The following is a 23,460-nucleotide window of genomic DNA, read 5'->3' as shown; positions in this document are numbered from 1 at the left end:
TGTATGTTTTGATACTTATTTGAGAGTTTAACTTTAGGGTGTTAATACCTATTGCATATTTTAAAATTTAAAGATTGATTGATTAAAATTATCTTTATGAAATACTTGGTATATAACGCATCAGATATATGACACTTTTGGTAACTATAACAACTAGAGGATAACCCATGAGCAAGCAAATTTTATTAATTGAAGACGATCCTGATTTGGCTGAACTCATCAGCGACTATCTCACCATGAATTACTACGACGTCCATCATGCAGGACTTGGTCAGGAAGGGCTTGATTTATTAGATGCCAAAGAACGTGAAATTGATTTGGTCGTACTTGATTTGATGCTGCCTGATATGGACGGCATGCAAGTGTGTCAAAAAATTCGTGGCAACAAAAACAACATGACCAATAAAGTACCAATCATCATGTTAACAGCGAAAGGTGATACGACAGATCGCGTCTTGGGTCTTGAAATGGGTGCTGACGATTATATCGCTAAACCGTTTGAGCCACGTGAGCTATTAGCACGTATTCGTGCGGTTATTCGTCGACACGAGCAGCCCAATCAAGCAGATAGTCAATCAGACAGTTTGACATTTGGCCGCCTAAGCGTGTTCCCTGATAGCCATGAAGTCACCATCGATGATGAACCTGTTCGTCTAACGACACATCAGTTTCAATTATTGCATTACTTTGCCACACATTCTGGTAAAGTACTAAATCGTGAGCAACTTTGGCAAGCCATGCCAAACGATGACAGCTCAGACAATATTGATCGTGCCATTGACGTACACATTTCGCGCTTGCGTGCTTTGATTGAAGACAATCCACGTCAGCCAAAACGCATCATCACCGTACGTGGCGTTGGTTATCAATTTGCAACAGATCAGGTATAAGCATCTGATAAAAGAGATGGTTTAATGCAGCAGTTGGGATTTCGTTCCGTATTTGCCAAGCTATTTGCCAGTGTCATGCTGGCTCTTATCTTGTTTGCCGTTGCTATGGTGTTATTGACACAACTTGTCCATGACAAAGATGCAGGTATTCGCTCTGAAGTCCTTGCCACGCAGATTTTGGGTCAAATTGACCCATTTTTGCATGAGCTGAATATTTCTGTTAGTAAAGACAACCGCTTACAGTCACGCTTCATGTTGGCGGTGGTCAAAAAGAGCTTTGATATTTTTGATGAATCATTGCAAGCAAAGATGGGTTTGTATGACAGTGAAGGTCATTTGTTGATGCAAACAGACAATAGTGACCTACCACTTGAATTGCCAGCACCGCCTTCTTTATTATCTCGTGTTTTTCCTTCGTTTGCCGATACCTCTCCTACTAAGCAAGCTCAAGTATATAGCAGCACTGGTTATACGCTTCTCTATGAATCACGTTTGCCGCCCAAAAAACCTGTACTGTCCGCTGCTCTAAATTTATTTACGGGTACGCTACTCTTGCTCATCATTATGGCAGGCGTCCTGTGGGTGATTGCACGAACCATCACTTGGCGTATCAATCAGATGAGTCAGCAGATGGCACAATTGGGAGATGGTGATTTTACCGTACGAGTAAACGCGCAGGGCAATGACGAGATTGCTTCGCTAGCACGTGGTTTCAACCAAGCCGCTCAAAAGATTGAACACCTTATCGATGCCAATAATTTACTGTTGGCGCATGCCTCGCATGAATTGCGTACACCCATCACTCGTATCCGCTTGCAAATAGAGATGATGGATATGCTGACCGATCCATTGCCCACCGATATCAAAGCAAAGTTCGATAAACGTGCCCAAGCAATCAATCGGGATTTATCAGGACTTAATGATTTGGTAGAAAGCATTTTGCTGGTTAGCCGTTTGGATGCTGGTCATGCCTTGCAACAAGTTGAGCGCTTAGATTTATATGACCTGATGAATCAAGAGCGTCAACATTATCCTGAAGCCACTTTGATTGGTGAGCACATCATGATCGATGGTCAACCATCGATGCTGACTCATTTGATTCGTAACTTGTTGACCAATGCCATGCTTCATGGCAAACCGCCTGTCACGGTATTGTTGTATGGCGTTCAGAGCATCGATGAAGCAGATGTTATTCCTGACTATCTATTGCAAACGGTGCTTTGCAGCAGCTTTGTAGATTACAACAGTTCTGACTTTGACACTTATGAACAACCAAATCAACTCAATGAAACTGTAGAACACAACGGTACACCTAGCACGACTGAGAAAGTGAAGGCTGAAACAACAGAAGCCATGGCAATATTGCCAGCACCACTTCTTTATAAGAATGGCGAAAGTCTTGTACTAGAAGAGGATGCCAGTGCCGATGTGAGCGTAGACAGTAGCTCTAATAGCTCTGATGCCAGTACCGTTTCAGGAGATTCTATTCAAGATAATCTGTCTGATATAGATTCATCAAAACCTTTAGCCAAGGACTCACTCAAGTCCAATAGCACATCGTCATTGATTGCGGACTATCATAACTTCACCAACGATTTGACTGGTAAAATTAAAAAGGTCATGTGGAAAGCGGTTCCTGAAGACAAAACATCTGCGCACAGCCAAATGACAATTGTCACTGAAGATAAAGCGATTGCTACGTCTAAAGATGCGACTGTAAAGAATAACGATATTACGCCCAAATCGAACAAATCAATCGCTGATTCAGCAGTCATCAAAAATGAGACTAAGAATGGCGCTCAAAATGGCGAAGAAGCATCTAGTGCACCGCGCAAAGAAGGCTTATTTTCTAAGCATTTGAAAAAATCTAAAACCGAGCCAGTACGTCCCATGCCAAATTATGCGGTGCTGGCCGTTATTGATGAAGGCACAGGTATTCCTGAGGACAAACGTGAAGAAGTGTTCAGTCCGTTTGTACGGTTGCAGCAAAAAAACAAAGGCTCAGGCTTAGGTTTGTCCTTAGTTTCACAAATTGTGACCGCCCATCAAGGGCGTATTCTTACTGACACGGTTAATGGTCATACAAGATTTTTGGTTATCATCCCTGTCAAACACGACCCACATTATCATCAGCATAACTAATGGGTAGCGTTATCAAACCTATGGTTCGTTAACGCTGTCACCACCACCTACTCTTTTCAAAACATTCCTCACTAATAGCGATTGGTCATAAGCCAGTTGCGGATGTGCATATCCAAAACACCGAATAATATGCTATATTAACGCCCCTTATTATAGGGTTATTGACGATTGTTATTGAGTTGGCTTCTTATATGGTTCAAGAGGCATAGCAATACGTTCATGACTATTAAAAAAATTATTGAATTTTGAGCCCTCCATGAATGACATGATTGTCTTAAACGATGTGACCAAAAGTTTTTTAAGCGACCGATCAATCAAAAACGAAGATGGCAAACCACATTGGTTTACTGCTGTTGAGCCGACGTCTCTCGCTGTAAAACAAGGGGAAATCTTTGGTCTAATGGGATATTCGGGCGCAGGTAAATCGACCCTATTACGCTTGATTAATATGCTTGAACGTCCAGATTCAGGTCAAGTCATCATTGATGGGACGGATTTGACGACATTGTCTGCCAAAGACTTACGTCTTGCTCGGCACAATATTGGTATGATTTTTCAGCAGTTTAACCTTATGTCGAATCGTACCGTTTTTGATAACGTAGCTTTTAATTTAACTGTGTCAGGCTATCCCAGTCGTGATATTCATAAGCGCGTCATGGAATGCCTTGAGATTGTCGATTTGACAGATCGTGCTGGTCATTATCCTGCACAGCTGTCAGGGGGACAAAAGCAGCGCGTTGGTATTGCCCGAGCCATTGCACCAAGCCCAAAAGTCTTATTGGCTGATGAGCCAACCAGCGCACTTGATCCATCAACGACCCGCAGTCTATTGACCTGTTTACGCGATATCAATGAACAACTTGGCGTGACGATTGTGATTGTGACCCATGAGATGAGCGTGATTCGTAGATTGTGTGATCGCGCCGCCTTACTGCATCAAGGCAAGTTGCTAGAAGTGGCAGAAGTAAAAGACGGTCTGATACAGGCAAATACCCAGATTGGCAAAGGCTTAGTCGTTGAGGACTAATGAGGCAGGAGAAATAAATATGTTAACTGGTACTGAATTATCCGCCTCTATAGACAAGTTGCTTGCGCTGCGCAAAGAGATTGTGGATGCTTTTATTGATACATTCATTATGCTCGGCATTTCTACAACAGTCGCTATCGTCATCGGTGGTTTGTTTGGTGTGTTTTTGTTTTTATCAAGCGATCGTCAGTTTTTGCAAAACAGAACCTTATACGGTGTGCTTGGCGGTATCACCAACTTTATGCGTGCCTTCCCTTTTGTCATCTTGATGATTGCCATGAGTCCTTTTACCAAAGCTATCGTAGGTACTGGTATCGGACCAATCGCAGCCTCTTTAGTTTTGGCCATCGCAGGTTCGTTTTATTTTGCCCGTCTGGTCGAGCAAAACTTGCGTGAAGTACCGCGCGGGATTATTGAGGCGACCGAATCAATGGGCGCACGTCCTTTGACCATCATTAAAGTTTTGTTGAATGAAGCCCGTTCTGGTCTGATATTGTCTGTGACGATCCTTTGTATCAGCTTGCTATCTTATTCTGCCGCAGCAGGTATGATTGGGGGCGGCGGTCTAGGTGACTTGGCCATTCGTTATGGCTATTATCGTTATCAAACAGAAGTTATGGTTTTTATCGTTCTTGTGCTATCCATCATGGTCATCTCGATTCAAGCCTCTGGCAACTGGTTGGCTAACCGTATGGACAAACGATAACCTCCTTTATAAAAAATAATAAGAAGGCATCATGTACTCTTATTATGAATAAATACGAGGGTTTAATGCGCATTTGTCCTAAGCAAAACGCTTGACTTTGTTACTGAGACCCTTTAATTTTGTCACTAATTTAACATCCGTTAACTTAGCAGCATTATGATAATGTTGCTTTTTTAATGGGCAGGTTTTGTCTTCTATTCTCTTATTAAGGAAGTTCCATGAAATTAACAGATATCAGCCGTCAGTTGGCGACTGCTTTTGCTGCCGTTGGCGTATCAGGCCTAGTCTTGGTTGGTTGCAGCAACTCATCAGCACCAGAAGCCACCAAAGAGCCTGTGACAGAAGGCGCTACTGCCGAAACTGCTGCGAGCGATATCGATCCTGAGCATACAAAAATCGTTATCGGCACGACCGAAGGCGACTTTGCTGATATGGTACGTAATCAAGTTAAGAGCTCGCTTGAAGCACAAGGTTATGAAGTTGAGTTGGTCGCTTTTACTGATTATGTGCGCCCGAACCTTGCCTTGGCAGAAGGTGATTTGGACATCAACATTTTCCAGCACAAACCGTATCTTGATAATTTCAAAAGAGAAAACAATCTTGATTTGGTCGAAGCTTTCCAAGTACCAACTGCGCCACTTGGTATCTACTCTGGTAAAAAGACCAGTCTTAATGAAGCCTATAAAGGCATGAGTGTTTCTGCACCAAATGATCCAAGTAACTTTGCTCGTGCCCTTGTTATGATGAACGATCTTGGCTGGATCAAACTAAAAGACAATATCGACCCATTGACAGCATCAAAAACGGATATCGCTGACAACAGCAAATATGACATCAATATCGTTGAGTTAGAAGCAGCTCAGTTGCCGCGTGCTCGTGATGAAGTCGATTTCGCTATTATCAATGGTAACTATGCCACTGACTCTGGTATTGATTTATCAAGTGCGTTATTCCAAGAGCCAAGCTTTGCTTATGTTAACTGGTCAGCCATCAAGTCTGCTGACGTGGGCAAAAAGTGGGTTGAGGACGTGACCAACGCTTATAACTCAGAAGCATTCAAAAAGTATGCTCACGAAACTTTCCCAGGTTATAAGTATCCAAAAATTTGGGGCACGGATCATAGCGCTCATACAGACACCGCTGCAAGCACAGCACCAGCAGAAGCGCCTGCACAGTAATTTTTTATTTTAGAGTCTGCTAGAAGCCATCATAGCTTTTAGAGTCTGAACGCCCATTGCTCAACGCGATGGGCGTTTTTTATGGTGCGGACTTTGACATTGTATTTATAAACGAGCTAACCCGATACCAAAAATGACGTTACAACCTGTTTATCCTTTGTAGGAAACCGTCACCTACTCTTTTACTTTAAGTGATTTTTTCCTATAGTGGACAGGCTAAATAAGTAGCTATGCCAAACAATGGCTTAACCAAGTTAAGCCATTGTGAACATTAAAATTACTGATGAATTTAATCAGTCACATGTTTAAGGCAGATTAAACACTATATAACCACAATAAATAAGGATAATAATATGAGTGCTAAAACTTATAATATGCGTACTGCTGGAAAAGCAAACATCCCTGTACTGGGCTTGGGTACTTGGCAATCAACTGGCCAAGACTGCGTTACCGTTGTAAAAAAAGCGTTAGAGATGGGCTATGAGCACATTGATACCGCTCAAGCGTATGGCAATGAAAAAGAAGTCGGACAAGGTATTAAGCAGTCAGGTGTGGCTCGCGATAAATTCTTTTTGACGACTAAGATTTTTCCTGATGATATGAAGTTTCAGCCAGAAAAATTGGTAGAAGCGGCAAAGCGTTCTTTAGAAGACCTAGATACAGATTATGTAGACTTATTACTACTGCATTGGCCTGATGATCGTGTTCCATTATCTGAGACCATTCCTGCTTTATGCGAGCTACAAAAGCAAGGTTTGACTCGACATATTGGCGTTTCTAATTTTAATATTGCCGATATCATTGAAGCAGAAAAATATGCTGATGTCCCTATTGTCGTCAACCAAGTTGAGTTCCATCCGTTTATCAAACAAAATACGTTGCAGACTTTTTTGAATAACCATCATATTTTGTTAGAAGCTTACTCTCCACTAGCTCGTGGCGATGTCTTTGATAATGACATCATTAAAGAGATAGCCGATAAGCATAACGTAACACCTGCACAGATATCGCTCGCTTGGATTTTGTCTGACAAGCATCGCGTTGCTATTCCAAAAACATCTAATCCTGATCACTTGCAAGGAAACCTAGACGCTATTAAGGTAGCGCTGAGTGCAGAGGAACTAGATAAGCTTGGCAGCTTAGCGCGTTCTGATGGCCGCAAAATTGAACATCCTGACTATAGCCCTGTTTGGGATGACTAATAGCGCCTTGCTATCAAACGATGACTTGTAAAACCTGATAAGTCACAAAAAAGCCACCGATAGTCTTGGTGGCTTTTTTTATTGAGACAATACCTCTGTCCTTATTGCTGGAGCGTTTGAGTTTCATGCACTTTTTCAGCAGGATTATATTGTTCAGAAGAAGGAATGGCGCCACTACGATTGTCTTCTTTCATTGATTTGGCAACCTCAGGTGGCATATAGTTTTCATCATGCTTGGCCAATACCTCGCCTGCAACAAATGTATCACCCTGCATTTTACCCGTGGCAACAACCCCTGAGTTTTCAGCAAATAAATCTGGCAAAATACCTTGATAAGTCACGGGCACAGTCGATTTAAAATCTGTAATCGCAAACTCAATACTTAAGGGATCATTTGGCGCCCGCTGAACGCTACCTGCCACCACCATGCCCCCTGCGCGAATACGTTTGTCTTGCGGTGCTTCGCCTTGTGCAATGGCTGTCGCGTCAAAGTAGTAGTCGGTTTGCTGACCAATGGCATAAAGCACCAACACCACGGCTATCGCCGCCCCAGCAAGTGTAAACATAACCCACATCAGTTTTTTGCGACGAACTGCGTTCATACCACTACCTCATTGATGACTCATTGTTTTACAAACTACCAATCTATAAAACAAAAAATGTTGAAGAAACTACCATTAGAAAAACGTGTCAAAAATGTCTTTCTAATCTTACTCTTCTAGTGGCTCTATAGTAGCATTTTTCGCTCAAGTCCATAAGCCTTGTGAGGACTTATAAAGACATATCTTCATGATATTAGGAAGATTTTCTTACTTGTCAGACTCTAATGGTGTGTTTGTCACAGTTGCGGATACTTTGGGTGTACGCTGCGCTTGACGCGCTTGCTGAATGGTCAATTGCTTAATCAGGGCTTGTCTTTGACGACGACTATAAATGATAAATACGAGCATTACGCCAATTGTGATTGCCCAACAAGACCACACAAAGACCCCATGCTTACCCATGGCAATAAATTCAGACACGCTATAAAAATAGGGCTGCATAATGATTTCCTAGCCGTTATTTGTGTTGACCACGGATGTATTCTTTCACCCACGCTTTACCCTGATCGCGATACAAGATTAAGGTGTTCGTACGATAGATTGTCAATGTTGCGACCAGTAAATAACTGCCAATTATCATCAGTAGCAACGGCATCCACATGTCTGCCGACATTTTTGGGGCAGCCGTCAAGGTAAAGGTAGCCCCTTGATGTAAGGTATTCCACCACTCAACTGAGTACTTGATAATGGGTAGATTGACCGCACCAACGATAGATAAAATGGCAGCGGCTTTGCCTCGGTTGGCTGTGTGTTCAAAAGCGGCAAATAGTGCCATAACACCTGCATATAAAAAGGCCAAAATCAGCATCGAGGTCAAACGCGCATCCCAAACCCAGTAAGTACCCCACGTAGGCTTTGCCCAAATAGAACCCGTCAATAAGCTAATCACACATAACAAAAACCCTATCGGAGCGAGGGCTTGAGCGACCAAACTGGCCGTCTTGATTTTCCAGACCAGATAAATCACACCCAATACGGCAAGGGTAAAATAGATAGAAATAGCAAGACTGGCGGCGGGTACATGTATGAAGATGATACGATAGCTATTGCCTTGCAAGTAATCAGGGGGCGCAAACGCCAGTCCCCAAATACTGCCAACGAGCAAACAGATACTGGCTAATATCGCCAACCACTTAACCCAAGGCGCAAAAATACGAAAAAACTGTTTGGTACCCACAGTCGTTAAGAAGCCCTGCCACATGCGTTGCCACAGGCTAGGAGATGAGACATTATTCAGGTTGGGCATGGGGATAAACCTATTACACAGCTTACTGGTGACGACCGATATAACACCTTATGAGCATTATCATCTGCCAACCTGCTGGCGTTAAACACTGGATAGAATCTACAAAGAACGGCTTATGTACTTAATTGACTATTATAACAAAATTGCCAGTTTTCACCATGATGTTAATACACGGAGCGACAATATCAAAGGTTGTGACAATATCTGAGCCGTACAATTTCCAGTTTAGTTCAACCATGCCATTTTTAGAGTCATTGCAATCACCCACGGCATGACTAAGATTGAGATGATGCTGCCTGCTAATAACAAAGCCAATATGGGTAGACCATTGAGACCTGTGGCATACAGATCGACAGCGCCCGTCGCAAAAATCAAAACAGGCAACTGCATCGGTAAAGCAATCAATGGTACCAGCACCGCGCCATTCTTTAATGATAGCGTCAAGCTACTGGCGATGGCAGACAGCATCAACAGCATTGGGCTGCCCGCGATGATAGAGGCCATCAATATTGTGGTTTCAAACCAGTCCAGTTGAAACAACGGTACCGCCAATAAACTGAGTATGGCCACAATGCCGCTGCTAAATACCCAGTGAATCGCCAAGCGAATCAGTACCCATAATGGCAATGACGCGTTGGCAACGACCAATTGTGCCAAGGTACCATTATCAAGGGCTGGTTTGAACAAGCCATCAACACCCATGACCAGTGACAACAATGCCGCAATCCATACAGCGGACACGCCAAGTCGCTGTAATAGCGCAGGCTCGCTACCGACCGCCAGCGGAAACAAGGTAATAATCACCAAAAACAGCACCAGAGGATACAACCACTGCACTGCCCCTTGCTGCTTTACTTGCCACTCGCGTGCCCATAGCTGCGTAAAGCTGATACCATGCGACGTGTTCTCGATAGTATTGGCGCTTTTCTTCATCGCATGTATCGTCCTGTCTGTGGCATTATTGGCTCTTTGCTCATCGCGCTTATATTATAGTGGGATAAAACCGTATTGATAGGTCAGTATGAAAGTGCTATCTCATGATAGGCCTTTAACATGACAGACTTCTGATAAAGCGCCTAAACTATATACTCTGTCAAGTCGAGCACTTGATTGGCAACGCCAACTGATTGATGGCTGGTCATCAAAATCGCGCCGCCTGCATGAGCAAAGTCGCACAGTCTCTCTTCCATCCGCGCTACCATATCGACATCGAGCGCGGTAAAAGGCTCATCAAGCAGCCACAGCTGTGTCACCTCAGGCGTCAAAAGATACAGCCTTGCAAGGGTGATACGGCGAGTTTGACCAGCGGATAAATGGCTTGAGCTGATCGTTTCAAACCCTTGTAATCCCACCCACGTAAGGGCAGCATCAATGTCGGCAGCGCTTGGTGTGATACCATACAAATTCAGTAAAAACGTCAGGTTTTGTGCCACAGTGAGATTGGGATGAATACCCAATTGATGCGATACATACAGCGGCTGGACAGGTAAGCTTGCCATGCCTTGGTAACTGATCTCACCCGTCAGTACTGGCAATAATCCTGCCAGCTGCATCAGTAGCGTCGTTTTCCCTGTTCCATTGGCACCAATCAGATGACAAATGCTGCCCTCAGATAACTGAAGCGTAACCGCTTCGCATAGCGGAATCTCACCACGCTGAACGGTTAGCTCATCAAGCACAAGTAAGGGCGTATCCAAAGCCGTCATCAAAACCTCTCGTTATTTATCAAGCGGCAGTCAATATTCATCACAAACAAGTACGATGTTCGTGGCATAATACTTTATGCTTATCACAAACTCACAGTATAACAAATTGTCGATTACTATGACCTCAAAACCTATGCAGACTTCAAAAGATAGCCAAAACCAAACGCCCCAAGTGGATACTGAACACAAGGTAGACACCGAGCATCAGATATATACTGGGCTTAATCAGTCTCAAGAAAGCCTATCAAAGACAAGCTTAACTATAGATAGCTTGATCGATGCTCAAGTGGATTTTATACAGCAGTGGCTACGTAGCCAAGCTCAGCCGCTGAGCTTAGAGGCGTGGCAATGGTTTGGGGCACAGCCCTTAAACAAATACATTACCCGTGACCATTTGCAGCATTTGATTAATGATTGGCTTCTTAATCAGCCAATGAGTGAGGCCATGCGTGCTGATATTCGCGATATTTTACATACGGTTATTTATCATCCCGTCAATGACAATGTACCGTTGTCAGAATTGATAGATGATACGCAAGTTGAGACGCTTGCCAATTATGTCGGTAGTCATGAGCAGCAGCGTAATGTCTTAATTCATACGTTAGTTGGTAATGAAACTTTCACAGATTTATTGACGCAAACGCTCTATCACGCTATCAATGACTTTATGGAGACCACGCTAGAAAAAGCGGGCGGCGTTGGTAAACTGATGAAGCTTGGACGCAGCTCTTTTGAAAAAGCCACCAATAGAAACCTTGATGAAAAACTACAAGCGTATTTGCATCGCAACATCAAGGATTTGGCGCACCGAGCAGAAGCCAACGCGCAAGCACATTTATCCAACGAAGAAGTAGCGCGTTTGCTTATCACGGGTTGGGCACGTATTAAGGAGCAACCGGTCAGCCATCTACAAACCTACCTGCGTGATGAGCCTGCTAACAGTAGTATCGATCATATCGAAGCTGGCATTCAACAAAGCTATAACCGTTTGCGACTGTCGCCTTATTTGCACAGTCTGATAGCAGCGAGTATTGATACGTGGTACGCCAATCATCAGACGGATACCATTGCCACTGTCGCCGCCAGCTTATATATTGATGAGCAAGCCATGGCAGAATTTAGCACAGCGTTATTACCTGTGGTATATGATGCCTTAGAAAGCCCATGGTTTAGAGCGCATACTCGCGATATGCTGCAAGCGTTTTATGATCAACCAACAATCAAAGAGCGATTAATACTAAATAACGACTAATTTGCTGTTTGAAGGTATTTATCCATATTTTATCTCATCTACTGTTTAGCACCCTATTATGAGCCAACGTAACAAACTCAGCTTATGGCAAAAAATCAAACGGTTTTTGACGACGTCCGCACCGCAATCTGTCATTGATGGTGCAAGTAAACCAACGACTTCTACCGTCAAAGAGAATGTGGCTGATTCAAAAAGCCATGAGATACCCCGCAGTAATAAGCGTGATGAAGCTGAAAAAGTCAAAAATGACCGCAGCGAGATGGACGCTGCTTCTGATATCAACACTGATCATGGACGCTCACAAGCGATAATTCCTGACTCCTCTGCTGACCAACATGAGCCTCACCATACGCCAATTGTTGATTTCTTAAAAACCTATTTTAATGACAAGCAATGGCACTATACGTACTATCGACCCAAAACCCATGATGGTCAGCAATCGCATCATTTGTCACTGCGAATGCGCCATAAAGACCTCAACTGTGGCTACCTGTTTCGCGCTCAAGAAGAGAGTAAATTGTTGGCCGTCTATGGTGTCTTGCCGTTTTTGATACCAGAGAGTCATCAGAGCGCTGCGATGTTATTAATCACGCAGCTTAATTACGATATGCTGATTGGCAATATAGAAATGGATGTCAATGATGGCGAGATACGCTACAAAAACGCTATCGATGTTGAAGCAGTGGGCATTAATGAAAAAGTGGTCGATCATTTACTACAAAGCGTGGTTGCCATGACGACGGTCGCTCATGAGTTATTTAGCAACTTAATCAACAATCAAGATCCAGAAGAAGACTTACAAGCCTTATTGATGACATTGCGCCAAGACATAGATTCACGCACGTTTTTTTTGCCCACTCAGTTCGTACAATAAAGCTCTGTGACCGTTCACCATTGGTATTTAAACTCATGTATAGAGGTGTTGTTACCCGCACTTTACGCTCAAAACTTCTTCATTCTCATTCTATAAGAACAACTATAATATTATGCTAAAAATTGCTTATTCTGACATTTTTCGTTATTCCGTTCCGGATAAACACCGTTTTCCGATGCAAAAATATACGCTCATTCCTGAACGTCTATTGGCTGAGGGCACCATTACTACCGATAATTTTTTTGCGCCTGCCCGGCTGAGTGAAGATGAGATTTTGACCACTCACACGCAAGGCTACTGGCAGCAGCTCAAAACCCAAACATTACCACGAAAAGAAGCGCGCGCCATTGGTTTTGAGATGACGCCCACGCTGGTAGAGCGCGGCCGCTATATCGCCCATGCAACTTATGAGTGTGCCTTGTATGCACAGCAATATGGTGTCGCGATGAATGTGGCGGGCGGCACGCATCATGCATTTGCCGATCATGGTGAAGGATTTTGTGTATTCAACGACGTCTGTATCGCCAGCAATTTATTACTCAATCGCGGACAGGCGCAAAGAATTTTGGTGGTAGATTTGGATGTGCATCAAGGTAATGGCAACGCAAGTATCATGGCAAACGAGTCACGCGTTTTTGTCTTTAGCATGCATGGTGCCAAAAACTACCCCTTCCGCAAGCAGGTATCTGACTTAGATATTGAACTGGATAATGAGACAGATGATGAAGCGTATTTACGGATTTTAAAAGATACGCTACCGCGCCTCATCAATGAGTTTGCGCCAGACCTGATATTTTATCAGTCTGCTGTCGATGTGCTCGCAACTGACAAACTTGGGAAACTGGGGCTAACGATAGAGGGATGTAAGGCGCGTGACGAGTACGTATTGCATCAAGCAAAGTCAGCCAATATTCCGATTGCCATTGTCATGGGCGGCGGCTATTCAGAAGACATCGAAGATGTGGTAGAAGCGCACTGCAATACGTTTCGTTTGGCGCAGCAGATTTATTTTGAGCAAACAACGGATTAGGATTGGGAAATAAAGTCTAAAAGCTTAACTGATAACGGCATGAGGCAAGATGACATGGCAAAGATACTGATAGGTTTGGGCATACTACTGGTGATTATCGGCGTTATTTGGCTATTATTTCCCAATGCATTTTCGTGGATAGGCAACCTGCCAGGCGATATTAAACACACGTCAGGCAACACGCGCGTATATTTTCCTGTGGTGACCATGATCGTGATCAGTATCGTCGCTACTATTTTATTGAATATTTTTAACCGCTAAACAAACTATTTATATATGAATGTTGGCCCACTACGATGTATCGATTGAGCACATATATACTTATAAAAAAGCGGTGATTCCTTGCCAGCCTACGCGTATGCCAAGTACCGTTAAAATCAACAAAATAAGCTGACGAAAGCGCGCTTGCGGCAGATAACGACGCAGACGAATACCAATCAAAAGCGCGACAATAGACAATATGCTTAGGACTGTAATCAGCTGCCATTCCCCACTATTTAATGCCATGAGAGGCTCGCGTAGGACGATGATTTGAGCAACTTTGCCCAAAAAATAGCACATATTGCCCACTTTGGCGATCGTGTTTTTATCATCACTGGCAGACAATAAGTACATCATCAGCACAGTAGACATGGCATTGGTGGCCCCGCCGATGACACCTGCACTAAACCCAACAATGATCAGTACGGGCTTAGTATCGGGTAAACGAAATTGCTTACCCAATAAGGTACTGATGACATAAAAGCCAATAACAGCGGCTAATGCCAGCAAAATGTAAGCACTGTCTACCCACAATAGAAGCTTTGCACCCAAAATACTGCCAATCAAGCTGGTTAACGCAAGCAACCAATAACGTCTGCCATAATAGATGAAATTTTGCCAAAGTGTGCGACCGCCACCCGCCAACCAAGTCATTACATTGACCACTAAAGAGGGGAAAATAACCAAGACAATGGCATGTTGCAACGGATAAATACTAGCAAGCGCAGTGGTCGTCACCAAAGTCGCACCCAGCCCGCTGATACCGTGTAGCAAGGACGCAAACGCAAAGATTGCCCCCAGCAATAGCATCTGCATATTATCGTCAGACGCCATGTTGGTCATCTCATTCAAGGTTTAATATCCTTTTCCGTAGCAATAAGGGCTATGGCACCATGGTTAATCATGTTGACGTTGCCAGATTGCTTCACCAATGATAGTCACTAATTGCTCAGCAATGTGATCTTTGCTTGCCTTGTCTAGGGTGACTGGCGCGCGTTTATAGTGCTCAGAGAAAAACACCTGCATGGCATTGTCATCACTGGCAAAGCCAATATCCGCTCGTGACACATCATTACAAGCAATCAAATCTAAGTCTTTAGAGATTAATTTACCACGCGCATAACGCTCAACGTCCTGCGTTTCTGCTGCAAAGCCCACGACAAACAGCTCAGGATGAGCAAGCGAAATGGTCGCTAATATATCAGGGTTTTTGACGAGACTGAGTGTCATCGCCTCTTGTGTCTTTTTGATTTTTTGTGGCGCGGCTTCTTCAGTGCGATAATCTGCCACGGCCGCAGTCGCAATAAAGACATCAGTGGCCCTGACATGCTCATTGCTAGCAACTGCATGTGCTTCGCTATCATGCTCACTGTGCTCGTCATCACAATCGCAGTCGTCATGATGTTCATGCTCGTGGTGGTGATGATGGTCGTGATCGTGGTCATGCTCCTCTTCAAACATAAATTGAAGCTCATGATGGGTGCCATCAACGCACTGCTGTGCAGCAAGCAACATCTCCTCGGCAGACAACACATCGATACGTTTGACATTTAATGGTGTCGGCAGGGCCACTTTACCACCAGCAATCAAAATCACCTCAGCGCCAGCAATGACACAAGCGCGTGCCAATGCAAAACCCATCTTGCCAGTAGAATGGTTCGATAAGTAACGTACTGGATCAATCGCTTCTACCGTTGCGCCTGCGGTAATCACGACTCTTTTGCCTGCCAATAGCTGCGGCGTCGTCTGCATGGCTGTAAATAAAAGCACTTCAGCCAGTAGTTGCTCAGGCTCAGGCAAACGCCCTGCGCCCACATCCCCACAAGCTTGCTCACCACTTGCTGGTTGGATAATGTGATAATTCATATCGCGCAATGTTTGTACGTTCAGATTCACTGCTGGATGCGCCCACATCTGCTGATTCATGGCAGGTGCAATCAGAACAGGTGCCGTCGTGGCAAGGCACACCGTGGTCAACAAATCATCGGCCATACCCATTGAAAGGCGAGCAAGCGTATTGGCAGAAGCAGGAGCAATAACGACCAAATCGGCCCATTTTGCCAATTCAATATGCCCCATACCTGCTTCTGCTTTTTCATCAAGCAATGAGACATGTACCTCATTACCAGTCAGCGCTTGCAGTGTCAAAGGAGTGATAAAAGCTTGCGCGCCCGTGGTCATAATAACGCGCACATCAAAGCCCGACTTAATTAATAAGCGAGCAAAAATAGCAGATTTGTAAGCGGCGATACCGCCCGTGATAGCAAGCACAATATTGGACATAAGCGTGGCATCAATATAAAAGTGAAAAGATAAAATTGCGCTTATAGTAACAATTATGAGATAAGTTAGGTAAGATTTTGCGTATTTAACGGTAGTATTTGTTCAAGCTATTTGTGACCAACCCACTTAAGGAGAGATAATGGCCATTAAAGACTGGCATGAAGAAGACAGACCACGCGAAAAACTACTTAAATTTGGTGCCGCGCACCTTACCGATGCTGAGATTTTGGCCATATTTTTGCGCACAGGAACACAGTCACAATCTGCCATTGAGCTGGCTCGCCATTTGATTGAAAAATTTGGCAGCTTGGCTGAATTATTGGCAGCGCCTCAAGACATCGTTTTGGCTTGTCATGGTATAGGCCCTGCCAAATATGCCCAAATAATGGCTTCGCTTGAGATGGGTACACGCTACTTAGACAGTAAGCTCAAAACCGGTCAAGCATTGGGACGCTCTCAAGTGGTGAAAGACTACATTAGTACGCAGTTACGCGGTGAGCATCGCGAGGTCTTTGCGGTTCTGTGTTTGGACAATGGCCTGAACCTGTTAAATTTTGAGATACTGTTTACCGGTGGTATCTCATCGTGTTCTGTCTGCATCAAACATGTATTACGTCATGCTTTGAGCCATGCTGCCAGTCAATTGATTATCGCTCATAATCATCCACATACGGATGCCAAACCTTCAACGGCTGACAATTTATTGACTTATGAGCTCAAAAAGGCGTGTGATTTATTGGATATAGCGCTTGTCGATCACATCATTGTTGGACGAAACGATACCTTATCTTATGCCGAAAGCGGCTTGACACCATTTGATGAATAGAATTCTCACAATTTATACCTATAAATGATTCCTCTCATTCATTGAAATATGATACATATTATCGACACAGCGTAGCATTTCACCTATTGATAGTTATAAGTAACTGTTTCATATTGTTAACCAATCGTATCTTTTACTGATTAAAAAGAAGAAAAGCAGCGGATAAAACAACAACTATCGTGATCTAAAAACCTCATTCATATATTTTTCACGCTTTTAGTTCAGCGTCATCAAGGAGACAGTCATGGCCATTGGCTTATTTATTTTGGCAATCATCATTCAATTAGCCGTGGTTCTGGCCATCTTTTTGTTGTCTTTATCGCGAGTGACTGGCAGTGTTGCTGCACTCGTAACGGTTATTGTGACTGCGATCATCAGTCCTTGGTCGCTCCTTTTGGGTATACCAATTGCGCTGCTTTGCTTGGTTCTGCTTGTGACGCCGCTTCGACAGTCCTTGATTACCAAGCGTGTCTATAAAACCTTGGGCGGTGCCATGCCAAGTATGAGTGACACGGAGCGTGAAGCCCTAGATGCAGGTACCAGCTGGTGGGAAAAAGAGCTATTTATGGGCGCACCCAATTGGGAGACGTTTGCCCAATATCCGTATCCGACCCTCTCAGAAAGAGAGCAAAGCTTCATTGATAATGAGGTGGAAACGCTGTGCGCCATGCTGGACGAGTGGAAAATTCAGCAAGAGGATAAAGAGCTATCACCTGAAGCTTGGCAATTCATTAAGAGTAATGGCTTTTTAGGTCTCATCATTCCAAAAGAGTTCGGTGGTTTAGAATTTAGTTCTTACGCTCAAAGCCGTGTGATGAGTAAAATCGCTTCGCGCTCACCAACAGCGGCGGTGACCTGTATGGTGCCAAACTCACTCGGTCCTGGTGAGCTTTTGATGCATTATGGTACGGATGAGCAAAAACAGCGCTGGCTGCCAGGTTTGGCAAAAGGGGATGAAGTACCTTGTTTTGGTCTGACTGGTCCTGAGGCAGGTTCTGATGCGGGCGCCATTCCTGATACGGGCGTGGTCTGCTATGGCATACATGAAGGCGAGCAAGTGCTGGGTCTGCGTATGAATTTCTCAAAACGCTGGATTACCTTGGCCCCTATCGCAACAGTTGTGGGCTTGGCATTTAAAATGCATGATCCAGAAGGTTTATTGGGTAATCCGAAAAAGACCGATTATGGTATTACTTGTGCGCTGGTACCCGCCAAGCATAAAGGTGTCATGATAGGCCCGCGCCATAATCCCATCGGCTCGCCTTTTATGAACGGTACGGTCGATGGTAAAGATGTCTTTATCCCACTGGATTACATCATTGGTGGCGTTGAAAATGCTGGTCGCGGCTGGCGTATGTTGATGGAATGCTTGGGCGTTGGGCGTGGTATCTCCTTGCCTGCCCTATCCACATCTGCCAGTGAAATGACGTATCTGTCTGTCGGTGCGTTTGCCAAGGTGCGCGAACAGTTTAAAATCTCGGTTGGTAAATTCGAAGGGGTGCAAGACGCGACTAGTCGCATGGCTAGTAATACTTATATGCTAGAGGCGTTTCGTCATTTGGTCACGTGTGGTCTTAACCAAGGTGGTACGCCATCTGTTATGACAGCCATGGCAAAATATTATGCCACTGAAACCATGCGCGGTGTGGTCAATGATGGTATGGATGTCGTCGGTGGTCGCGCCGTACAGATGGGTCCGCGCAACTTTTTGGCGACGCCTTATCAAGCAATTCCTGTCTCCATCACGGTTGAGGGTGCCAATATCTTAACACGCTCATTGATGATTTTTGGTCAAGGCGCCATGCGCTGCCATCCTTATTTGTTTGATGAGCTGCAACTATTGCAGAGTGAAGATAAAGAAGGCGCGCTTAAGCAATTCGACAATTTATTCTTTAAGCATTTGGGCTATACCTTCAATCGCGGCGCCAAAGCTTTTGTCGCAGGTTATGTTGGTGGTAGCAATGATGCGCCAAGTTTCGCTGATAACTTTACCCGTCCTTATTACAAGCACATCAATCGCTTGAGTGCAGGATTTGCTTTGACCGCTGATATGGCATTGGGTTTACTTGCAGGTGATCTAAAACGTAAAGAGATGCTGTCTGGTCGATTGGCTGATATTCATGGGCATTTATTTATCAGCACCGCTATCTTGCAGTTTTACCAGCATGGTACTATGTCAGAAGCTGAACGTTTGCATGCTGAAGTGGCACTACAAAACAGCTTATATACCATTCAAGAAGCTTTCTTATCGCTCTTTGACAACTTCCCAAATCGTATGGCAGCAAGCGTGGTAAGTTTTGTGACCTTCCCAAGTGGTCGTATCTTTACGCCACCAAGTGATGAGCTCAAACGTCAGTTGGGGGATGTATTCATGGATGATTTTGAGGCCAACCCTTTCCGTGACTACCTCAAAACAATGGTCTACTACAATACTGATGCAGACGATGTGACTGGCCGCATGGAAAATGCTTATCAAGCTCTTGTCGGCATAGAACCCTTATGGCAGAAATTTAAGAAAGCCGAACATAAGGACAGCTTTGAAGGTCTTACGTTTGAAGACCATGTGGTTTATGCCAGCCAAAAAGGTGATATCACGGAAGAAGAAGCAGAAGTGCTGATTCAATACAATGCTTTGCGCTTTGACTCGCTATTGACGGATGTATTTGATAAACATCTATTAAAAGCGCAAGTACGTCGTAACCCCCACAGTCTCGATAACGCCGTACATCAACTCACTGATTATGCTCAGTTAAAGAAAGACGCTCAGGCCAGAAATGGTATTATTGCTGATAGCGAGGTTGCCTCAGACAATTTGGCAGTGTCTGGTAGTGAGAGTGTCGATGAAAAGACAGGTGATGCCAATCCCAACCATGGCTATGAGAGTGATGGTGATGTAGAGATGGTTTCTGAACAAAACACCGTGAAAGAAGTGCGTACTCAAACTGACTTTGGTGACACCAATCCCGACGCAGAAGCATTGGATCATCGCCATCGTGATGCCGCCTCTCATCTAAATGAGCGCATGAGTAATAATCATAGTAGTCATCAGCGCAGCATCGATGATATCGAACCTGTAACGCAAACCGATACGCCTGAACAATCAGAAGTGATAAAGCAGGGTGTCGACGAGCCGACTGTTATCGATACTGCCAGTACAAATGATGCTACTGACAATGCGAGTAGCATAGACACCGCCGACAAGATAGATAACGCAGATAATTTAGATACCAAGTGGCAAGATGGTCTACGTCGTGACGAAAATGATAAAACTTAAGAAATAATAAGTGCTGAGAAACATGAGCCTTAGCTTAATATAACGTATCAGTGCTTACTATAATTTGAATCAAAAAAGACCGTTCAGCTTGAACGGTCTTTTTTGTTTTTGTCTCCATATCGCTATCCTTGATAACCATAAATCTAGTAACCCGTCCCGCTCTCTTAGCCATCATTTAATCCTATTAATCCTTAGTTAAAAAAATAAGTACGTCTTAATTTATAAAAAAAGTTGCAGTTACCTGAACAATTAATTTATATTGTGCGGGAAATTGACATGAAGTCACAGATGTGAAATTTACAAACTCAGAGAATTCAGGTAAAGGCATGTGAATCAATAATATCTTGTTTGCTTCCTGATGCTGGGTGCTGTGTATAAAAGGATAGAGTTTATGTGGAAAAATATGGGACTGACAGGCAAGATCATTGTTGCCATGGTGCTCGGTATTATACTGGGTTTATTTATAAACTATTCAGGACTGAACACTGAAGGTGGTTTTGTTCATACGTATATCACAAATGGTTTTTTCGCCATCATTGGTAAGCTGTTTGTTAACTCACTAAAAATGCTGGTCGTACCCTTAGTGCTTATCTCACTGATTTGCGGGGTTTGCGGCATTGGTGATATACGTTTGCTTGGCCGTATTGGTACCAAAACCTTTATGATTTATATGATGACCACTGCCCTTGCGATCGCAACAGCCATTGGACTTGGTCTTTTATTTGGTATCGGTAAAGGCATGAATGTCGAAACTGAAGCCGCCTTTGAAGCTCAGTCAGCGCCGCCGCTACTTGATGTATTCTCTAACATTGTCCCATCGAATCCCATCAGTGCGATGGCTAACGGCGACATGTTATCGATTATTTTCTTTGCCATTCTTATTGGTATCAGTATTTTGATGGTGGGCAAACCTGCCAAAGGCTTGGTTCAAAGCCTAGAGCTTATCAATGAAGTCATCCTAAAAATGGTGACCATCATTATGAATCTAGCACCCTATGGTGTATTTGCACTACTGGCCAAAGCCATGTCAGAGCTGGGCTTTGAGTTGATCGGCGCACTAGTGAGCTATATGGCAGTGTTGGTAGGGTCGCTCGCCTTCCATTTCTTTATCACTATGATGATCGTCCTCAAAGTCACTTCAGGCTTATCTATCAGAACTTTTTTGGCAAAAATGCGCGAAGTACAAATCTTTGCGTTTAGTACCTCAAGCTCAAACGCGACCATTCCGATTACCTTGCGTACCGTCACCAAACGTATGGGCGTGGATAACTCCGTTGCTTCCTTTACTGTTCCTTTTGGTGCGACCATCAACATGGATGGTACGGCTATCATGCAAGGTACGGCGACCATTTTTATTGCCAATATCTATGGTATTGATTTGGGTGTGACCGACTATCTGGTCGTGATTCTCATGTCGGTACTGGCCTCTATCGGAACCGCAGGTGTGCCTGGCGTGGGGCTGATTATGTTATCTATGGTATTTGCTCAAGTGGGCTTGCCTATCGAAGGTATCGGCTTGATCCTAGGTGTGGATCGTATCCTTGATATGTTACGTACTGCTGTCAACGTCGGTGGTGATGCAGCAGTGACTGCAATCGTGGCAAAATCAGAAGGCAAGATGGACTTAGTGACTTATAACGACCCTGATGCAGGCACCAAAGATGTATTCGATGGTCACATTGATGAAAACAACGAGCGTGAATTCTCTGAAGTCTTTCATGATGGAGTAATGGGTAGTGAGTACGATGATGTTGATCGTCGTCGTTAATCATCTATATTGAATAAGTCATCATAAAAAACCTCAGCACATCATCTTATGGGCTGAGGTTTTTTTGTGAGCAATCGGATGGACGTATTGCTTATTGCTACCGCTCATCGTAATTTCATGCCCAACGGCATTATCCCATCACGTATTTGGTTATCATCGCCAAACAGACCAAGACAATCAAAGGTCGAATTAACTTACTGCCACCTTTGACCACCATATGAGAACCAAAATACGCACCTACCGCTTGTCCAACCATCATCGCCAATCCTACTTTCCACAAGACATTGCCGCCCAAGATAAAAAATATTAACGAGCCAATATTGGTAGATAGGTTCAACACTTTGGCCGTCCCAGTGGCCTCAATGATCTGACGGCCACGTAGTGCCACATTACCAAGCGCAAAAAACATGCCAGTTCCAGGTCCAATATAACCATCATAAAATCCAATCAATGGTGCTACTATTTTTTGCCATTTGCCCTCTGAGATGCGCGGTGCCGCTTCCACCTCACCAAGCTTTGGCGCAAATAGCGTATAAATACCGATAGCAGCAATCAAAAATGGAATCAATTTTTCAAGCAAATCTGGCGGTGACATTTGGACGGCAATAGTACCAATCACTGAACCGATAAAGGCGGCAATGATAGCAACTTTGATGCGTTGAGGCTTAACCACTCCCTTTTTAATCATCGTCATAGAAGCAGCTAGCGCGCCAGAGGCAGCTTGTAGCTTATTGGTGCCAAGCGTCAAGACGGGTGGAATATTAGCGAGTAACATAGCAGGTATGGTTAACAGACCGCCGCCGCCAGCAATCGCATCGATAAAACCTGCAAGCACCGCCACAGCAGTAAGCATTAAGATAATCTCTAAAGAGAGGGATACGTCCATGACACTGACCTTCAAAACATATAGTAAAAAAGAAGATAACCCAAAAGATTCGGCTAAAAAAAATTGCTATTAGATAAGCAATGGCATTACTGATAGGTGCTAGAGCGCTCACTGCGCTTTATACAACGTCAATCATTATAAGGATAAAACCATAAAAAAAACCAAAAACATAAAAAAGTCTGCTAAATTTGTCTCATTACTCAGTAAATATTCGACACAAGCGGCGTCAACCTAAAAAGATTTAACGAGTTGCAACTACTTTGTCTGTCATATGCCCTTTATAATATCGTTATTATGAATATAGCAG

The 23,460-nt window shown here is 43.9% G+C and carries 21 protein-coding genes; 13 read left to right on the top strand and 8 right to left on the bottom strand.

Annotated elements, in window-relative coordinates; genetic code table 11:
• Window positions 1-167: 167 nt before the first annotated feature.
• From CZ794_RS00490 to CZ794_RS00465, 6 genes are all read left to right on the top strand, one after another.
• The gene (locus CZ794_RS00490) at window positions 168-890 is read left to right on the top strand and encodes a response regulator transcription factor (protein ID WP_062845432.1); all 723 of its coding nucleotides are present in this window, start codon (window positions 168-170) and stop codon (window positions 888-890) included.
• Window positions 891-914: 24 nt separating this feature from the next.
• Window positions 915-3,032 (top strand): sensor histidine kinase, encoded by a 2,118-nt coding sequence (locus tag CZ794_RS00485; RefSeq protein WP_087039697.1) that lies wholly within the window; start codon window positions 915-917, stop codon window positions 3,030-3,032.
• Window positions 3,033-3,288: 256 nt separating this feature from the next.
• Window positions 3,289-4,059 (top strand): methionine ABC transporter ATP-binding protein, encoded by a 771-nt coding sequence (locus tag CZ794_RS00480; RefSeq protein WP_087039696.1) that lies wholly within the window; start codon window positions 3,289-3,291, stop codon window positions 4,057-4,059.
• 49 nt (window positions 4,060-4,108) lie between these two features.
• A complete protein-coding gene (locus CZ794_RS00475; protein WP_373407878.1) occupies window positions 4,109-4,765 on the top strand; it encodes a methionine ABC transporter permease in 657 nt (218 codons plus the stop codon).
• 218 nt (window positions 4,766-4,983) lie between these two features.
• Window positions 4,984-5,943 carry a MetQ/NlpA family ABC transporter substrate-binding protein gene (locus CZ794_RS00470; protein WP_087039694.1) on the top strand — a complete coding sequence of 320 codons (960 nt, stop codon included), beginning with the start codon at window positions 4,984-4,986 and terminating at the stop codon, window positions 5,941-5,943.
• Window positions 5,944-6,296: 353 nt separating this feature from the next.
• Window positions 6,297-7,145, top strand: a complete 849-nt coding sequence (locus CZ794_RS00465; RefSeq protein ID WP_087039693.1) for an aldo/keto reductase — start codon at window positions 6,297-6,299, stop codon at window positions 7,143-7,145.
• A 101-nt stretch (window positions 7,146-7,246) separates the two neighbouring features.
• Here CZ794_RS00465 and ccmE read toward each other — a convergent pair whose 3' ends face one another.
• The 5 genes from ccmE to ccmA form a co-directional block, all read right to left on the bottom strand.
• A complete protein-coding gene (gene ccmE / locus CZ794_RS00460) occupies window positions 7,247-7,747 on the bottom strand; it encodes a cytochrome c maturation protein CcmE (RefSeq protein WP_087039692.1) in 501 nt (166 codons plus the stop codon).
• A 207-nt stretch (window positions 7,748-7,954) separates the two neighbouring features.
• Complete coding sequence (ccmD, locus tag CZ794_RS00455) at window positions 7,955-8,188, bottom strand: heme exporter protein CcmD (protein WP_087039691.1); 234 nt, start codon at window positions 8,186-8,188, stop codon at window positions 7,955-7,957.
• Window positions 8,189-8,204: 16 nt separating this feature from the next.
• A complete protein-coding gene (gene ccmC, locus CZ794_RS00450) occupies window positions 8,205-8,993 on the bottom strand; it encodes a heme ABC transporter permease CcmC (RefSeq protein WP_087039690.1) in 789 nt (262 codons plus the stop codon).
• A 225-nt stretch (window positions 8,994-9,218) separates the two neighbouring features.
• Window positions 9,219-9,926: a heme exporter protein CcmB gene (locus CZ794_RS00445; RefSeq protein ID WP_087039689.1), complete on the bottom strand. Its 708-nt coding sequence runs from the start codon at window positions 9,924-9,926 to the stop codon at window positions 9,219-9,221.
• 143 nt (window positions 9,927-10,069) lie between these two features.
• The gene (ccmA, locus tag CZ794_RS00440) at window positions 10,070-10,699 is read right to left on the bottom strand and encodes a heme ABC exporter ATP-binding protein CcmA (RefSeq protein ID WP_087039688.1); all 630 of its coding nucleotides are present in this window, start codon (window positions 10,697-10,699) and stop codon (window positions 10,070-10,072) included.
• A gap of 133 nt (window positions 10,700-10,832) precedes the next feature.
• On the opposite strand from ccmA, the gene CZ794_RS00435 reads away from it, so the two are divergent.
• From CZ794_RS00435 to CZ794_RS00420, 4 genes are all read left to right on the top strand, one after another.
• The gene (locus CZ794_RS00435; RefSeq protein ID WP_256958799.1) at window positions 10,833-11,951 is read left to right on the top strand and encodes a hypothetical protein; all 1,119 of its coding nucleotides are present in this window, start codon (window positions 10,833-10,835) and stop codon (window positions 11,949-11,951) included.
• Between the two features lie 58 nt (window positions 11,952-12,009).
• On the top strand, window positions 12,010-12,825 hold the full coding sequence (locus CZ794_RS00430; RefSeq protein WP_087039687.1) for a YbjN domain-containing protein: 816 nt from the start codon (window positions 12,010-12,012) through the stop codon (window positions 12,823-12,825).
• Window positions 12,826-12,937: 112 nt separating this feature from the next.
• A complete protein-coding gene (locus CZ794_RS00425; RefSeq protein WP_087039686.1) occupies window positions 12,938-13,855 on the top strand; it encodes a histone deacetylase in 918 nt (305 codons plus the stop codon).
• Window positions 13,856-13,909: 54 nt separating this feature from the next.
• Entirely contained in the window at window positions 13,910-14,116 is a 207-nt protein-coding gene (locus CZ794_RS00420; protein ID WP_062845444.1) for a DUF2905 domain-containing protein, read from the top strand.
• Between the two features lie 60 nt (window positions 14,117-14,176).
• Here the strand turns inward: CZ794_RS00420 and CZ794_RS00415 are convergent, their stop codons facing one another.
• Both CZ794_RS00415 and coaBC read right to left on the bottom strand, forming a co-directional pair.
• A complete protein-coding gene (locus tag CZ794_RS00415; RefSeq protein WP_227681398.1) occupies window positions 14,177-14,959 on the bottom strand; it encodes a sulfite exporter TauE/SafE family protein in 783 nt (260 codons plus the stop codon).
• 54 nt (window positions 14,960-15,013) lie between these two features.
• Window positions 15,014-16,399, bottom strand: a complete 1,386-nt coding sequence (coaBC, locus tag CZ794_RS00410; protein ID WP_087039685.1) for a bifunctional phosphopantothenoylcysteine decarboxylase/phosphopantothenate--cysteine ligase CoaBC — start codon at window positions 16,397-16,399, stop codon at window positions 15,014-15,016.
• Between the two features lie 139 nt (window positions 16,400-16,538).
• On the opposite strand from coaBC, the gene radC reads away from it, so the two are divergent.
• The 3 genes from radC to CZ794_RS00395 all read left to right on the top strand — a co-directional run bounded on the left by radC (window position 16,539) and on the right by CZ794_RS00395 (window position 22,267).
• Window positions 16,539-17,225 carry a DNA repair protein RadC gene (radC, locus tag CZ794_RS00405; protein ID WP_087039684.1) on the top strand — a complete coding sequence of 229 codons (687 nt, stop codon included), beginning with the start codon at window positions 16,539-16,541 and terminating at the stop codon, window positions 17,223-17,225.
• 244 nt (window positions 17,226-17,469) lie between these two features.
• Window positions 17,470-20,499, top strand: coding sequence for an acyl-CoA dehydrogenase (locus CZ794_RS00400; protein WP_256958798.1), 3,030 nt, complete (start codon window positions 17,470-17,472; stop codon window positions 20,497-20,499).
• A gap of 391 nt (window positions 20,500-20,890) precedes the next feature.
• Entirely contained in the window at window positions 20,891-22,267 is a 1,377-nt protein-coding gene (locus CZ794_RS00395; protein ID WP_087039683.1) for a dicarboxylate/amino acid:cation symporter, read from the top strand.
• A gap of 130 nt (window positions 22,268-22,397) precedes the next feature.
• Here CZ794_RS00395 and CZ794_RS00390 read toward each other — a convergent pair whose 3' ends face one another.
• Window positions 22,398-23,153, bottom strand: coding sequence for a TSUP family transporter (locus tag CZ794_RS00390; RefSeq protein WP_087039682.1), 756 nt, complete (start codon window positions 23,151-23,153; stop codon window positions 22,398-22,400).
• Window positions 23,154-23,460: the final 307 nt, after the last annotated feature.

This window comes from Psychrobacter sp. JB385 (assembly GCF_900163785.1).
Taxonomy (GTDB): domain Bacteria; phylum Pseudomonadota; class Gammaproteobacteria; order Pseudomonadales; family Moraxellaceae; genus Psychrobacter.
Note: the sequence above shows the minus strand (reverse complement) of the source record. Positions and strands in the feature narration are given on the sequence as shown.